Below are 13,590 nucleotides of genomic sequence, written 5' to 3'. Positions count from 1 at the left end.
CGGGGACGTCCGCCAGGCCGCCGACGAGCTCGACAGGGAGTACACGCCGTGGGGCCGCGCGCCGGCGGACACGAAGGAGGCCTTCGCCGCCCTGGCCCCCGGGCGGTACCACTCCTTCGCCCTGCGCTACTCGTGCATCGCTGACCCGGTCGAGGTCGGCTTCGACTTGGTGGCGTCGTGCGTGAGCTGCGGCTGCCTCACGTTCACCCGAGTCAACAGCCTCGTCCACCTGGGCCAGCTCCTGGAGGAGGCCGACCGCCAGGAGGAGCAGCACCACGACAACCGGGACGACCGCGAGGCATCCGACCCGGTTGGGGACCTTGCCGACCTGCCGGACCGGACCAGACTCATGACGGAGGTCCTGACCCGCCTCCTGGTCTTGCACAACGACGCCGGCCTGCGTGCGGAGCACGCGGTTGTGATCGGCTATCGCGACGGCAACTGCAGCTTCGAACTGCACCTGAAGGCCGCCTCGGCTGAGGCTGCTGTGAAAGTGGCCGAGGCCCTGGGCGCGGATCCTGTCGTCACGGTCGTCGGCGACACGGTTATGTACGTGTCGAGGCGGGCGATGGCCACCGCGACCGTGGACGGCATCACCGTCCAGCTCTCCGGATACACCCGACTGCCGGACGACGAGGCGGCCGCGTGGCTGGCTGAGCAGAACCAGGCCGCTGACGGCGGTGAGGGCTGATGCCGACCCGGGCGCAGCGCCCGCGCCTGCCCGAGACCACACCCGGTCAGCTGGCGGCCCGGCAGGCCTGGAACGAGGGCCTGGCCGGCGCGAGCCGCCCGACCGACCCTGTGACGCCGTACGAGGTGTGCACCGCCGACAGCTGCGGCAGTCAGGTCACCGGCTTGCGGCCGCCAGCCCGCGGCATGGTCCAGGTACGCAACGCCGCCGAGGGCAACGGGACGCACTGGTTCTGCCCGGGCCGCTGCACCGTGCTGGCCCGGATCCGGGCGGAGCTGCGCGCTGTGCCGATGCGCCCGGACGGTGACCGGTGAGCTCCCGCATGGACACGATCGCCGCCGTACTGCGCAGCCCCAGGTTCCGGCGCCCGGTTCTGGGTCAGGAGCTGCGCGGCGCGGTGGTCCAGGGTCTCGGCCCTGGCTCAAGCGAGACGCGGTGGACGGCCACCGTGCCGCAGCTGGCCGAGGCGATCGACACGGCCCTGACCCGGGCCGAGGAGAAGGACACCCCCGTCGGCAGCACCACCGCCGGAACGGGGACGGCGGACACTCCTCACGCCCTGGTCATCAGCCGCACCGAGCACGACTTCGTCGGCGCCTGCCAGTGCGGGCGCGCGATCGGCCGTACCCCTCGGGCCCGCCCCCTCGACGCCCTGGTCGGCCTCTGGGAACAGCACGCCGCCCAGGCCGACCCGGACACCGCGTGGGCCGACGCCCTCCAGTCCCTTCACACAACTCCGATCGGAGCCTCATGACCAAGCCCTCCCAGCCCTGGACCATGTCCCTGGAGGACAGCGTGTTCGCCCTCGGCGCCGCGGCGCGCGAGTGCCAGGCCGCCGCCCGCGCCGCCACCATCACCACCGGTCAGTACGACCTGGACCGCCTGCGCCTCCTCGACGGCAAGGTCAAGCGCCGTCGCACGGCGTACACCGGCGAGCAGGAGCCGCACCTGGCCGCGCTCAGCCGGATCGGTCAGGTCCAGCTCCAGACCAAGCACCAGCTCGAGCGGGTGTACGAGGAGGCAGCCCGGGCCTACGCCCACGGCGCCAACTGGTCCGTGCTCGCGGTGCGGGCCGGGGAGCAGCCTGCCCACGTCGTCCTCACGGTCGACGACGTCGACGACAGCTACGACTTCGACGCCTACATGCCGAAGCTGGACTTCGCGTTCTCGGGCTCGGCCCAGCTCGAGGCAGCTCGGCGCGCGTATGAGCGGTGCATCGTCGCCGGGTACGAGGCCGAGGGCATCGGGCGGCAGGAGTACGTCTCCGACCACGAGGCCGGCGAGATGCACGCCGCTCTCGACGTCGCCGCCGGCCTCTCGGATGCCGCGTACGCGTACGGGGTCCTCGCCGAGGGCGCCCTGCGCTGGACGCTGACCAACTCGGTCAACCGCCAGTGAGCGGTGCCAAGCCTCCCGCGTGTGAGTGGCGCGCTGTGGCGCTCCACAGCCTCACCTACGCGCGCCTCTACACGTCCGGCTGGTGGTGCAACCGGCACGCCCCGAGCACCTGGCCGGCTCACCGCCAGCCCCCACCTGGCGCCACCGAGGCAGCCGCCCCCACCGGAGCCGAGCACTCGAAGGACACGACATGAGGGTTCCCAACCCTGGCGATCTCGCCCGCCGGCATTCCCCGGCCGCCGTCCCGGCCCCGCCCCGGGCCGTGCCTGAGCCTGCTGCCCAGCCCGCTCCGGCTCCCGAGGCGCCCGACTCCGGGGCCGGGGCCGACGTGGCCGAGCGGCCGACCCCGCCGCGGCCGATGTACGAGCCGCGCGAGCTGACCGCCGAGGAGGCAATGGCCCCGGGTGTGCTGACGGACACCGAGTACTTCCGCTCGGTCTTCCGCCACTGCCTGATCCGCAGCTCTCTGCCGCCCCACGCCCGCCTGGTGCTGCACGACCTGCTGCACCGGGCCAACCACCGCAGTGGTCGGCTCGGTTCGTCGGCGCAGCCCGACGCCGCGCAAATCGCCCTGGCCACCGGCCTGACGGAGCTGCAGGTCCAGATCACCCTGACCGTCCTGCACACCAGCGGCTGGCTCGCCTATCGGCCCCACACCGGGTCCGGCCGCCACCTGTACGACCTCGTGATCCCGGCCCTCGAACTCGAGCGAGCGCGCGGCCGCCGCTTCCTCGCCCAGCAGGAGTAACCCATCAGCGCTGGGTGGGCGATGACCACGCCTCGCCCACTCAGCCCCCAGACCACCCGGCCGGCGGCCGCCGCCCCCAAGGACCCCCGTCCTGTGCGGCCGCCCTCGGGCCCCGCTCGCCCTTCCCCCGGGCGAGCGGGGCCACCCCCGCCTCAACTCCCTGAAAGAGACCGCCTGATGTCCGCCATCGCGCTTGCAGCCGCCGAGGCTGCACCGCACCCCGAGCCGCCCCGTGCGGCTGCCGGGGCGCGCCCGCGCGACGGCGGGCAGACGGTCAAGGTCCCCCTGCGCCTGGTCGTAGGTGCTCAGTACCCCGACGTGGCCCTGAGCACCTACGTCAAGGTGAAGGCTTTGTCGCTCCGCCCGGAGGGCTGCACTGCCCGCGTCATCCGCCTGGCCGAGTTCCTCGGCATGTCCAAGAGCGCGGTGGAGCGAGGACTGCGCCCGCTCACCCGTCCGGACATCGTCGACGGGATCACCGAGGTCCCGACCGTCCGCCGTACGGCCCGGGGCGGCACCGGCGAGTCCGCGCACCGCGTCACCCGGCCGCTGGCCGAGGACGAACTGTGGGCGCAGATCCCGGTGCGCGCAGCCGAGGCCCTCACCCCGCGGCTGCTGCGCCTGTACGCACTTCTCGCCTACTCCACCGCCCGCCGGATCCCGGTCACGGTCGCCGAGCTCGGCGAGATGCTCCACCATCACACGGGCCAGAGGGCCGGCCAGTGCCTCGGCGAGCGGCAGGCCCGCCGCCTGGTCGACGAGCTCGCCGAGTCCGGCTGGCTCACCGTGCACCGCCGGGAGGGCGAGCAGGGCCGGCACGCCTACGAGACCCACCGCCACCCGCTCCACACCGTCCCGGCCCCGGCCGAAGAGGCGCCCGCCGACGAGCAGCTGGCGCTGTGGGACGGCGAGGCTGCGGACTTCTATGACGGATCCGGTTCGGATCTTGGTGACGGATCCCTCGCGACTAAGGAAGACCACCCGACTGACCGACCCGACGAGACGAACCCAGTGGGGGTGTCCCGCCGTAGGCGAGGTGACCGTGAGTGGGTCCCGGCTCCTGTGGAAACCGCAGACGGCCCACTGCCGGACACGTTCCGGCCGAGCCCGTCTCGCGCTGCGCGCGGGAACCGCCCCACCCCCACCGGACGCGCTTCGTACACCGGGCCCGAGCTGCGCTGGACCCAGCGCATCCACGACAGCCTTGCCCCCGTCCGCCACCTGCTGACTGACAGCGTCAGCCGGTTCATGCTGCGACGGGTCGCCCGCGAGATCGGCCGCCAGCTCGACAACTCCGCCGTGAACCTGATGTCCCCCGAGCGGATGGCCGCCCGGATCGCCAGCCGCTACCGCGACGCCCGCACGATCGGCGACGTCGGCGCCTGGCTCCTGGCCGTGGCCGTCACGCCTGGCGGGTGCGGACTGCCGCTGTGCGAGGACGGCTACACCTGGCCGACCGGCGAGCCGTGCGAGATCTGCGCCCACAAGCAGCAGATCACCCGCGAGGAATGGCGGCGCGCCCGCGCTTGGGGCGACCAACTCGCCGAGCTCCGCCGCCAGGACCTGCCGAAGGCCACGTACCGCGAGCGCGGCGAGGCCTCCGACGAGGAGGTCCTGGCGGCCGCCGCCGCGCACGGTCCGGCGGCCGCGCTCCACCGGTACGGCGTACTGCGCGCCGGCGAACTGCTGCGCGCCGCGTACGGCGCACACCCCGAACTCTCCGCCGCTGCGCCCCAGTCAGCGGCCGCTCCGTCCCCGCGCGCCATCGAGGAGACACCCATGCGCGACGACTACATGCCCGCGTCGTTCCGAGCCGCGGTCGGCAGGGCCCCGCTGACCGGAGCGCTCGAGATCGCCTGCCTCGAGCCCGGCTGCCTCGCCGAGGAGGGCCAGCCCTGCCAGTCGAAGCGCGGGCGCCGCCGAGCCGAGCCGCACACCGCTCGCACGGCCGCCGCCCAGGCGAGCGGAGGGGATAGCTGATGCCCACCACCCCACACCCCACGCTCGGTGTCACGACCTGCACCAGGTGCAACGCACCGATCCGCTGGGCGACCTGGGGGGAAGGCCCGCAGCGCGGACAGCGCGTACCGCTGAACGCCCTGCCGTCCCCGGCCGGCGGTCTGGCCGCGCACACCAACGGTCCGGGCGCGTTGGTCGTCCGTCAACTCGACGCGGAACGGCCCGAGCCCGAGCTCCTGGAGTGGAAGGCGTTGCTGCACTGGAACAGCTGCACCGGCGGCAACAACACCCAGCAGCAGGTGCCTCGGTCCCGGCCCTCCCGGCGCAGGCCCACCGTTCAGCCCCCGCTCTGGGGAAGGCCGGCAGGACGGTGACGGCGCCCGTGGAGTCATCGTCCGAGCCGTTCTACACCGGCAGTAACGGTCGCTCGCCGTCGCCCGAGCAGCGCGCCGAGATCGAGCGACGCACCCTCGATCGGCAGGAGATCAGCCAGTGAGCAGCACCGAGCACAGCAATCTCGCCACCATGTCGCAGCTGGCCGGCGACCACGCCACCAGGGAGACGTCATGACGGTTCCCACTCTGCCGGGTCTCCTGGTCCTGGCCAGCTTCGGCTGCCTGGCCCTCGGCATCGTGTCCTTCGCCGCGGCCGGCGTCCTCTGCCTGCGCCACGTCCTCCATGGCAGCCGCGCCGTCGCCCGCGTGCGTGCCCTGCATCGGCAAGCGAGCCACGGCACCGCGTGCGCACCCCAGTCCGGATGTACATCCCGGCCGACTGGATCGCCGCCTGCTGCGACACCCCCACCTGGGTGAACCCCCGACGGGCCGCCACCCCACACCGGCCCGGCACCGCCCCACCCGCGCTACTCCGAGGAGACACCCGGTGACCACCACCCTGTGCGCTGCCGCCGCCTGCAGCCGCGCCCTCAACGACACCGAGACCGCCGTCGCCCAGGTCCTGTGCAACCCCTGCGTCGACCGCATCGGCGCGTGGCTCCGCGAACTGCCCTTGCAGATCACCGTGCTCGGGGGATCCCGGCAGCGCGAGACCACCGGCAGCCAGAGCGGCGGCCGCGTCGTCCACCGCACCGCGCCCCTGCCTGGCCGCGTCGACGTCCTCAACCTCCTCGGGCCCGCAGCCTGGCGCGAGGTAAGCGATCCGGATGGAGACCAGCACGGGCAGCTCCCGATCGCCGGAGTCCTCATACCCTGGGTCCGCCTCATCACCGAGGAGCGCCGGTGGAACCCGCCGACGTCGCTCGCCCCCGACGACCTGGCGCTGTGGCTCGCGCAGCCCAAGCCCCTCGCGTGGGCATCCCGCCGTCCCTGGGCCGGCGACATGTTCGACGAGCTCGCCGAGCTGATGCGCGCCGTCCGCGACACCACTCGCCTGCGCCCGCGGCGGCGCGCCGTCGCGCAGCCCTGCCCGCGCTGCGACTCCCTCACCCTGGTCGAAACCGATCACGAGCTCTACACCGAGTGCGGCACCTGCCGGTCCATGTACACCCGGGAGGAACTCGCCCTCGCCGCCCGCATCACCCTGGCTGCCCTGGACGCATGAGCTCAGCGCCGGAACAAGGGAAAGGGCGTTCGGTTCGGAGCGAGTTCGTTCGGCTCTTCCGGTGAGCATTTCGGGGCGCACGCCCTGTTTTGAACGCACACCACCCAGTTGGCGGAACGCACATACCTGAGCGGATTAGACCCATTGAGCCGAACGGGTGACGTGATGCCACTCAATAAAGGGCTACTTCCAAGAGCCCCGTTGTGCGCGTTCACCCATATGGCCCTACGCGCACTCATAATCCCCCCGAGGGAATGGAAAAGTCACTCGTTGGGGTGTTCAACGCTAGGCCAACTGAGGGTATTTCGCTGATCTCCCAAGCGCGTTTCGGCAGGTGAAGGCGCAGAACGCTCTTCGGTAACGGCTATGGGCGTCCACACCGGGTGATCAGCGCGGTTAACGTTTGTGCTGCTGAACGGGACCTCGTAATCGCATTGGCCTAGGAAACCTCCGAATACGAGGTCCCGTCAGCGATCCGTCCGAGCGTCTACCTGGAGGGACCTGCCACCATGAAACACATCTGGCGGCGCATCACACAACTGCTGGACCGCTCCCGAGTCGCGGCTCGAGCTGTGCGCCGCAACCGCTGGAAGCTGAGCAAGTCGTTCGCCATGGGCATCGCCTACCAGAGCGGTGTCGTCGCCGTGGCCTTGATCTATTGGTGGTGGATCTCCCGCCACTAACGCCTGACCACCACACTGATCGGCCGCCTACCCACCCAGGGGAGGGCGGCCGATGCCGTCTCACCACGAGCGGGACGGCCGGTGACCCTCGCCGCCCGCATCACCCTGGCTGCCCTGAACGCCTGAGCTCTACGCGACTTCGATCCCAAGTGCCATATCCGGTCGGCAGGCCGGACACGCCTGGGCCTCGACCGCGTCCTGGGTGAGCGCGAGCTCTGCCTGCCGGATCGTGCACTCGCTCGCCAGCCGCTCGATCGCGCTGCAGCCACCGATGTGGATGTACGCGGGTCTCGGATGGTCGGGCCTGATCTTCGGCTCCAGCATGTACGTCCCGGGCCGCAGCTTCATCCGCCTCGGACCCTGCTGGGGCGCCTGTACGACGCGAGGCTCCCGCTGCATCTCGGCCTTGGCAATCGCCGCCTGGACGGCATCGCGCTGGAGACGCAGGTAGATACCGATGGTCTCGTGGTCGGCCATCTGCTTGTCGAGGTGCGCGAGGATCACGCGCAGGCGCGCAGGGTCCGGTGGCAGCATCTCGCTCATACGTTCGATTCTAGGTCTCGAGTCCCCCACCGGTACTGTGACGTTCAGCGGTAGGTGGCCACGGACATTGCTAGTTGGCCACCCAGGAACCGGTTGGCCGCAAGCTTGCGTGGTACACAGGCGAGCCCGAACAAGCACGGACCTGTGGAGCCGCCACGCGATGAGCACGCCGCCATCCCCTTTACCTTCAGCACCCGCTTGGCCCCACTGCGCACACGGTGCGGACCCTGCAACCGACCCCCTCGGCTGCCGCGGCATCCAGGTCGCCGGCCACACCACGTGCCTCGCTCATCTGCCCGACCCCGACCGTGCCGCCTACCTGACCGGCCTCACCCCTGGCGCCCGTATCGACCACCGCGGCACCCCCCTCACCGAAAGCCTTCTGGCCCAGCTCCTTGGCGCGCTTCGCGACCCCGCCACGGGCAAACCCCGCCTTGGCCCCGCCAGGTTCGACGGGGCACAGTTCTCCGGCGCCGCCATCTTCGACGCGGTGCAGTTCTCCGACATCGCCGAGTTCGGCAGAGCGCAGTTCTCCGGCCCCGCCATGTTCGTCGGAGCGCAGTTTTCCAGCTCCGTGGTCTTCGTCGGAGCGCAGTTCTCCGGCCCCGCCGAGTTCGGCAGAGCGCAGTTCTCCGGCCCCGCCGGGTTCGCAGGCGCGCAGTTCTCCGGCCCCGCCGAGTTCGGCAGAGCGCAGTTCTCTGACCTCGCCTGGTTCAGAGACGCGCAGTTCTCCGACACCGCCAGGTTCGATAGAACGCAGTTTGGCGGTGGGACATTGTTCGGGCCGGTGGTGTGTGCGGGCAGCGTTGTTCTGGCCGGGGCAGTGTTCAGGGTGCCGCTGACGCTGGAGATAGCGGCGCAGGAGGTGAATTGTGAGCGGACCCGGTGGGACTCGACAGCGATCATCCGCCTGCGCTACGCGGCGGTGGACCTTAGCCACGCAGTCTTGTCCGCCCCCGTAGCGGTCACCGCCCATCCCGTTCCCTTCGGCGCTGTCATCGATACCGGGGTGGATGAGAGCCTGCTGGCTGGCCGCCCCACCGGGGTACGAGTGACCTCAGTGCAGGGCGTGGACGCTGCCCACTTGGTGCTGACCGACACCGACCTTTCCGACTGTCTGTTCTCTGGAGCCTTCCACCTCGACCAGATCCGCCTCGAAGGCCGCACCACGCTCGCATCCGTCCCCACCGGCTGGCACCACCGCGGCATATGGCCGGTCCGCTGGACCCGGCGACGCACCCTGGCCGAGGAACACCACTGGCGCGCCCAGAGCGCCGGCCAGGAAGTCCTCCCCCCACGCGCCGTGACACCGCCGCCCCGGCAGTGGCGTTGCGGCCCGTACCACCCCGACCCCGCCCTCACCCCCGACCCCGAAGACGTCGCCGCCCTGTACCGGCAACTCCGCAAAGCGTTCGAGGACAGCAAGAACGAGCCCGGAGCAGCAGACTTCTACTACGGCGAGTGCGAGATGCGCCGCCACGACCGCACCGGCACTCCGAAGGGCGAGCGACGCCTACTCTGGGCCTACTGGTTCCTCTCCGGCTACGGCCTGCGCGCCTCACGCGCCGCAGGCTGGCTCCTCACCGCCATGTCCCTGACCGTGCTGCTCCTCATGGGATTCGGTCTGCCCACCCACGACCCGGAACCGGCCACCACCGGCACCCTCCACGGTCACAAGATCAGCCTCACCACCACAGCCCCCGACCCGGCCCTGCACGGCGAATGGCACCAGCGCCTGACCTGGGCGCGGGCGGAGAAGGGCACCCGCGTCGCCGTGAACTCGGTGGTCTTCCGTTCCTCCGGCCAGAACCTCACCACCGCCGGCACCTACATCGAGATGACCTCCCGGCTCCTGGAACCCACCCTCCTTGCCCTCGCCGCCCTCGCCGTCCGCGGACGAATCAAACGCTGACCACTCCGGCTACCAGCCGCTCCGACTCCCCTGAGGCCAACTATCCCTGAGCGGAATGGCCAACTGCCACTGAGCACAGGACGGTCACCAGGGGTCTCACCATCGCCTCGGGCCACCTATCGCTGAAAGTCACAGGTACTGTGACCCTCACCGATAGTTGGCCGTGCTCAGCGATAGGTGGCCACTCACCTTGGTGTCTGGGGCAAAGGTGGGCGCATTGGGGTCTGATCAGTTGTCTTCGGTCCCCATGTCTCGGCGCATCAAGGTGCGGAGAGTCCTGAAGTTCTCTTCCAGCTCCTTGCGCAAGGCGTGAGCCTCAGGTTCCTTGGGGTCCTTGCCCGCGGCATACTGATCACGTAAGCGACGCATAGAACGAAACGCCACAAAAGCGGCGGCCCCCACAGCTGTCGGCGCTACAAGTTGTACGCGTTCCAGGGCGGCGTGAACGCCGGAAGCCCTGAATGCCTCGCGGACAAGGGAGTCCCGTGCCGCTTCGCTCGCCTGGTCTCCAAGGCTGATGGCGCGGATGGCTTCGCCGGCCTCGTTCATGGCCGTCGCGAATTCTGTGTACGCCTCCCGCCGTACCTCTAGCGCCCGACTGGACGCATCTCGACGCCAGCGATTGCGGTCCACGATGACCGTGGCCGTGATGCCGATGCCTGCACCGATGACGGTCGTCAACACCGCGTTCCAATCCATGCGTTCAGCGTGTTGGACACGGGCGTGAAGCACCAGAGGGCCTGGGTGGCCTTCGTGGCAGCGAGCCGAGACATCGCGGTTTCCAAAGCCAGAACGGCCAACTATCCCTGAACACAATGGCCGCCCAGCGTTGAGCAGCCTGCGTTCACCAGCGACTTCCCCGCAGAGCCTGGCCAGCTATCGCTGGACGTCACAGGTACCCCGCCGGGCTGACCCCGCGGGGAAGGCCTTGACGGCCACACCGGACGAGACCCGCACCTCTGCCATGCTGGCGGCCATGGCTCACCGCCCGTACCCGGACCGCGAACGCACCCGTCGGCAACTTGAGCGCCACCGGTTCGAACTCGCGCCGACACCGCCTCTCACCGCGGCCGAGGATAGGGAGAGACCGGCCGACGGGCTGCGCGCACTCCCGTCCGTCGACGAATACCAGCTGTCGACTCGCTAACCGCCCAGCTACTCGGCGTACCGCACCGCACGCTTCACGGCCTGCTCCAGCAGGTACCGCGACATGGTCACGTCCTCGCGCCCCGCGTACTCAGTCACCGCGGCCTGGAAGGTGGCGGCCGCAGTGCGCCACTCCTCGCGCTGAGCTACGCGCGCTTCGCCGTCGAGGGTGGCGAGCTTCGTGCGCGCCTCTTCGGCGGAACGTTCCAGCTTGATCAACTCGTCGGGGATGTCCGTCACAACCAGGGATCCTAAGCGGACGCCACGGAGCCAGCGACCGCAGCTTGGCCCGCCCAATCAGGTGTGTCGCGAAGGCCGCCCGCCGATTATCGATCGGCCGACGCCTTCTCCAGACCTGGGCTATCGCTCCTCGTCGGACCCGCGCTCGACTTGCTGCGCCTCGAGGTCCGTGCGCCGCCCAGGTCGCGTGATCCGCTTCCGGAAGTAGGGGGCAGCCAGGCGATAGTCCACGGCGTTCGAGCTGCCGACCTTGACGACCGGCGGGAACGTCGGATCCTCGCGCGAGATCTTCGACAGCCGCTGATGAGAGATCGTCTCGACGATCTTGTCAGCCACGAGCCTGCGGGCTAGCTCGCGAAACGACACCATGTCCGGCCCTCCTTCGGCCTCGGCCATAGGCACCATCCTGTCTGACCTTGTTGCCACGTGGCAACAAGGTCGCTACTTTGGATCCAGCACAACGGAAAACCCCTCGCCCCATGCGGAGCTGGCACTCCGGGGCGAGGGGGGACCCGTCCTCAGCGATCACAAGGAGCAGGTCCGCCATGGAGCGTACCGAGACAGACGCATTACCCGAAGGCCCTCCGCCCTCGACGGCCCACCCGAGGCAGGGCTACGGCCAGGCCTCGATCGACGCGCAGGTCCGCACGATGCTCTGGGAGATGGCCGACCGCCTGGACAGCAACAGGCCGGAGGAGTACCTCACCGAGATCGGGCGCCTCGCGCTGATCCAGGCCACGACCATGGACGCGGTCCTCTCCCGCGCACTCCAGGCCGCGGTTCCGGAGGTGACCGGGCGTACCTCGGTGATCCGCCAGGACTTCGCCGCGAAGCTGCGCGAGATCGCGTCGCCGCGATGAAGCCGCCCGCCCGGATCCTGCAGCCGAACTCTGCCGAGTCCACGCCCTCGTGCTGCGGCCGGCCCATGGCCCGCGACAGCCAGCAGCTGGTGTGCAGGCGCTGCGGCTCCTGGGTCGATCCCGCGAGCTGACTCTCCTCAGACCGGCCGCCCCCGCCACAGCCCCCGAGCCGGGGCGGCCACCTCCTCCTTGGAGCTCCACGTGTTCCTGGACCAGCCCATCGCCTGGACGACCGCCCACGGGCCCGCCGTCCTGACCGCGGGTGTCCTCGTCGTACTTCTGGCCAGCACCGCCGCCTACATCGCCCACCGCACCAGCACCACGGTCCTCGCCGCCAGCATCGGCGCCCTCGTGTGCACCGGCTTCTCCGCCGACACCAGCTGGCGGTTCGCCGACCACCGGCTGCACATGGAGACCCGCGAGCGGCTGTGGCTGTTCGCGGCCGGCGAGATCGTCCTCATCGTCTGCGCCGTCATGGCCCGCGCCAACAAGATGGCCACCGCCACCAACGACCAGGCCGGCACCCCGGGCGTGCCCGGCGTGATGGTCTGGTGCATCGCGGGCGTCCAGATCGTCCCGGCGTTCACCGAGTCCGGGCTACTGGGCGGCCTCGTCCGCGTCGTCTTCGGCCCCGTGATGGCCGCACTGCTGTGGCACCTGGCGATGGGCTTGGAGATCCGAGTCTCCCGGCCCGACGCCCTCTCCACCGGGCTGCCCGCGCAGATCGGTCACGAGCTGCGCGAGCGGCTCCTCTCTCACCTCGGCCTCGCCATTCGCGGCCGCACCGCGGCGCAGGTCACCCGGGACCGGGCGACGGCCCGCGCCGTGCGCCTCGCCTCCCGCCGGCGCCTCGGCTGGTGGGGCCGCGCCGCGCTCAAGGCCTCGGTCGCGCGCTCCGGCGCCGCCCTCGACTCCGACCAGCGCCACCGCCTCCTGCAGCTGCTCGCCGCACGGCGCGCGGCCAGCGAGCTCCGCGACATCACCCTGCCTACCCCGTGGACCATCGCGCCCGTACCTGAGCCGTACCCGAGTACGCCCCTCGGGGTCACCGGCGCCGAGCTGCGCCGCATGGACCCGGTCGACGCCGTCCTCCAGGTGCACGCCGCACACCCCGGCGCGGCGGCCGCCGAACTCGCCTCGCTGTGCACCGAGTACGGCGTACCCGTATCCGAGGTACAGGTGCAGGTCGCACTGCACGCCGCACCTGACCGGGTACAACCCGCCGCGCTCGGCGAGGTACGGGTACCCGCCGTACCCGAGCGCCCGGTGCTCTTCTCTGCCTCGCCGGTCGACCCCGCCACCGAGGACACCGCACACCTGGCCGTACCCGACACGGTCGGGTACGAGTACCAGGCCGGTGACCTGTACCTCGACCTCACCACCGAGGCCCGGGTACGCCCCGAGCACGCGTGCGCCGTACCCGCCGACATGATCCGCTCGGCCCGTACCCGCACCGTGGTACACGCCCGCGTACCCGACGAGGTAGGACCGGGCACCCAAGCGGGTGGCGGCTCCATCGCGGACCTCCGCACGCGGGAGACCTGGACCGAACCGCCGCGTACTCGGCGCGTACTCGGCGCCGGGGGCCACGCCCTACCCGCACCCGAGGTACGAGGTCCTGCCGTACCCGAGCCCACGAGCGGATCGGGTACGGCAGATACGGAGCCCGTACTCGACGTACCCGCCGAGCTCCTCGAGCGCGCCCGGCGCGTCGATACCAACCACCGCCGCCTCACCGGCCGGCCAGCTTCCATCCGTGTCCTCAAGCTCGAGCTGGGCATCGGCCAGCCCAAGGCCGGTTTGGTCCGCGAGGCCCTCGCCGCGAGCCCGGCCCAGCCCCGCTGATGGCG

The 13,590-nt window shown here is 70.8% G+C and carries 17 protein-coding genes; 12 read left to right on the top strand and 5 right to left on the bottom strand.

Annotated features, from left to right (window positions below; genetic code table 11):
• From KVT45_RS07010 to KVT45_RS06980, 7 genes are all read left to right on the top strand, one after another.
• Positions 1-691, top strand: a 691-nt coding sequence (locus tag KVT45_RS07010) for a hypothetical protein (protein WP_217545611.1), incomplete at its 5' end; no start/stop codon positions are given.
• A complete protein-coding gene (locus tag KVT45_RS07005) occupies positions 691-1,005 on the top strand; it encodes a hypothetical protein (RefSeq protein ID WP_217545610.1) in 315 nt (104 codons plus the stop codon). The genes KVT45_RS07010 and KVT45_RS07005, both read left to right, overlap by 1 nt.
• An 8-nt stretch (positions 1,006-1,013) precedes the next feature.
• Complete coding sequence (locus tag KVT45_RS07000; RefSeq protein WP_217545609.1) at positions 1,014-1,445, top strand: hypothetical protein; 432 nt, start codon at positions 1,014-1,016, stop codon at positions 1,443-1,445.
• The gene (locus KVT45_RS06995) at positions 1,442-2,089 is read left to right on the top strand and encodes a hypothetical protein (RefSeq protein ID WP_217545608.1); all 648 of its coding nucleotides are present in this window, start codon (positions 1,442-1,444) and stop codon (positions 2,087-2,089) included. The genes KVT45_RS07000 and KVT45_RS06995 overlap by 4 nt, the downstream gene beginning before the upstream one ends.
• Before the next feature lie 190 nt (positions 2,090-2,279).
• Positions 2,280-2,837, top strand: coding sequence for a hypothetical protein (locus KVT45_RS06990; protein WP_217545607.1), 558 nt, complete (start codon positions 2,280-2,282; stop codon positions 2,835-2,837).
• 177 nt (positions 2,838-3,014) lie between these two features.
• The gene (locus KVT45_RS06985; RefSeq protein WP_217545606.1) at positions 3,015-4,817 is read left to right on the top strand and encodes a hypothetical protein; all 1,803 of its coding nucleotides are present in this window, start codon (positions 3,015-3,017) and stop codon (positions 4,815-4,817) included.
• On the top strand, positions 4,817-5,170 hold the full coding sequence (locus KVT45_RS06980; protein ID WP_217545605.1) for a hypothetical protein: 354 nt from the start codon (positions 4,817-4,819) through the stop codon (positions 5,168-5,170). Before KVT45_RS06985 ends, KVT45_RS06980 begins: the two co-directional genes overlap by 1 nt.
• A 111-nt stretch (positions 5,171-5,281) precedes the next feature.
• On the opposite strand, the gene KVT45_RS06975 is transcribed toward KVT45_RS06980, so the two are convergent.
• A complete protein-coding gene (locus tag KVT45_RS06975) occupies positions 5,282-5,518 on the bottom strand; it encodes a hypothetical protein (RefSeq protein WP_217545604.1) in 237 nt (78 codons plus the stop codon).
• A gap of 160 nt (positions 5,519-5,678) precedes the next feature.
• Between KVT45_RS06975 and KVT45_RS06970 the strand changes: the two genes are divergently transcribed.
• Positions 5,679-6,356: a hypothetical protein gene (locus tag KVT45_RS06970; RefSeq protein ID WP_217545603.1), complete on the top strand. Its 678-nt coding sequence runs from the start codon at positions 5,679-5,681 to the stop codon at positions 6,354-6,356.
• 509 nt (positions 6,357-6,865) lie between these two features.
• Positions 6,866-7,039: a hypothetical protein gene (locus KVT45_RS06965; protein WP_217545602.1), complete on the top strand. Its 174-nt coding sequence runs from the start codon at positions 6,866-6,868 to the stop codon at positions 7,037-7,039.
• A gap of 129 nt (positions 7,040-7,168) precedes the next feature.
• Here KVT45_RS06965 and KVT45_RS06960 read toward each other — a convergent pair whose 3' ends face one another.
• Positions 7,169-7,582 carry a DUF6233 domain-containing protein gene (locus KVT45_RS06960; RefSeq protein WP_217545601.1) on the bottom strand — a complete coding sequence of 138 codons (414 nt, stop codon included), beginning with the start codon at positions 7,580-7,582 and terminating at the stop codon, positions 7,169-7,171.
• Between the two features lie 160 nt (positions 7,583-7,742).
• Between KVT45_RS06960 and KVT45_RS06955 the strand changes: the two genes are divergently transcribed.
• Entirely contained in the window at positions 7,743-9,494 is a 1,752-nt protein-coding gene (locus tag KVT45_RS06955; protein ID WP_217545600.1) for a pentapeptide repeat-containing protein, read from the top strand.
• 228 nt (positions 9,495-9,722) lie between these two features.
• On the opposite strand, the gene KVT45_RS06950 is transcribed toward KVT45_RS06955, so the two are convergent.
• From KVT45_RS06950 to KVT45_RS06940, 3 genes are all read right to left on the bottom strand, one after another.
• Positions 9,723-10,193 carry a hypothetical protein gene (locus KVT45_RS06950; RefSeq protein ID WP_217545599.1) on the bottom strand — a complete coding sequence of 157 codons (471 nt, stop codon included), beginning with the start codon at positions 10,191-10,193 and terminating at the stop codon, positions 9,723-9,725.
• Positions 10,194-10,649: 456 nt separating this feature from the next.
• Positions 10,650-10,880: a hypothetical protein gene (locus KVT45_RS06945; protein WP_308310667.1), complete on the bottom strand. Its 231-nt coding sequence runs from the start codon at positions 10,878-10,880 to the stop codon at positions 10,650-10,652.
• Between the two features lie 120 nt (positions 10,881-11,000).
• Entirely contained in the window at positions 11,001-11,276 is a 276-nt protein-coding gene (locus KVT45_RS06940) for a hypothetical protein (protein ID WP_254646390.1), read from the bottom strand.
• Between the two features lie 149 nt (positions 11,277-11,425).
• Between KVT45_RS06940 and KVT45_RS06935 the strand changes: the two genes are divergently transcribed.
• Both KVT45_RS06935 and KVT45_RS06930 read left to right on the top strand, forming a co-directional pair.
• Positions 11,426-11,740, top strand: coding sequence for a hypothetical protein (locus KVT45_RS06935; RefSeq protein ID WP_217545598.1), 315 nt, complete (start codon positions 11,426-11,428; stop codon positions 11,738-11,740).
• A 201-nt stretch (positions 11,741-11,941) separates the two neighbouring features.
• Positions 11,942-13,585, top strand: coding sequence for a hypothetical protein (locus KVT45_RS06930; protein WP_217545597.1), 1,644 nt, complete (start codon positions 11,942-11,944; stop codon positions 13,583-13,585).
• Positions 13,586-13,590 lie beyond the last annotated feature (5 nt).

The organism is Streptomyces sp. GbtcB6 (genome assembly GCF_019091475.1).
Classification (GTDB): Bacteria; Actinomycetota; Actinomycetes; order Streptomycetales; family Streptomycetaceae; genus Streptomyces; species Streptomyces hyaluromycini.
The sequence above is the reverse complement of the archived record's forward strand: the minus strand, read 5'-3'. Positions and strand labels throughout refer to the sequence as shown.